Genomic DNA, 1,304 nt, shown 5'->3' on the forward strand with positions numbered 1-1,304 from the left:
CAGAAGCGTCTTGAGATGGACGTGGAAGGCGTACGGGTTGTGATTGTATCAACCAGTATTTGAGTGATCTAAACGTCACTTGGAATACGGCACAACGCTGAGAACTCAAACCTAGAGCGGGTGCAGACGCACTCGTTATAGGGTCAAGCGAATAAGTGCATGTGGTGGATGCCTTGGCGATCACAGGCGATGAAGGACGCGGTAGCCTGCGAAAAGCTTCGGGGAGCTGGCAAACGAGCATTGATCCGAAGATGTCCGAATGGGGAAACCCGGCCCGTATGGGTCATCCGTAACTGAATTCATAGGTTACGCGAAGCGAACGCGGTGAACTGAAACATCTAAGTAGCCGCAGGAAAAGAAATCAACCGAGATTCCCAGAGTAGTGGCGAGCGAAATGGGAAGAGCCTGTACTTTTTAGCATGTTGGTTAGCAAAAGTCCTTGGAAACGGACGCCATAGCGGGTGATAGCCCCGTATGCGAAAACCAGTGTGTGGAACTAGGGGTACGACAAGTAGGGCGGGACACGTGAAATCCTGTCTGAAGATGGGGGGACCATCCTCCAAGGCTAAATACTCGTGATCGACCGATAGTGAACCAGTACCGTGAGGGAAAGGCGAAAAGAACCCCGGGAGGGGAGTGAAATAGATCCTGAAACCGCATGCATACAAACAGTCGGAGCCTCTTTATGGGGTGACGGCGTACCTTTTGTATAATGGGTCAGCGACTTACGTTCAGTAGCGAGCTTAACCGTATAGGGCAGGCGTAGCGAAAGCGAGTCCGAATAGGGCGACAGTTGCTGGGCGTAGACCCGAAACCAGACGATCTATCCATGGCCAGGATGAAGGTGCGGTAACACGTACTGGAGGTCCGAACCCACTAATGTTGAAAAATTAGGGGATGAGCTGTGGATAGGGGTGAAAGGCTAAACAAGTCTGGAAATAGCTGGTTCTCTCCGAAAACTATTTAGGTAGTGCCTCGTGTATCACCTTCGGGGGTAGAGCACTGTCATGGTTGCGGGGGTCATTGCGACTTACCGCGCCATAGCAAACTCCGAATACCGAAGAGTGCAATCACGGGAGACAGACATCGGGTGCTAACGTCCGGTGTCAAGAGGGAAACAACCCAGACCGCCAGCTAAGGTCCCCAAGATTGGCTAAGTGGGAAACGAAGTGGGAAGGCTAAAACAGTCAGGAGGTTGGCTTAGAAGCAGCCACCCTTTAAAGAAAGCGTAATAGCTCACTGATCGAGTCGTCCTGCGCGGAAGATGTAACGGGGCTAAGCCAGTCACCGAAGCTGCGGATGCA

Annotated in this window: 1 rRNA gene; it reads left to right on the top strand. The window is 52.1% G+C overall.

The window, feature by feature from the left end:
- Positions 1-141: 141 nt before the first annotated feature.
- Positions 142-1,304 (top strand): 23S ribosomal RNA (locus BLU54_RS22975); the annotation flags it as partial.

Source organism: Chitinasiproducens palmae, assembly GCF_900095735.1.
Lineage (GTDB): Bacteria > Pseudomonadota > Gammaproteobacteria > Burkholderiales > Burkholderiaceae > Chitinasiproducens > Chitinasiproducens palmae.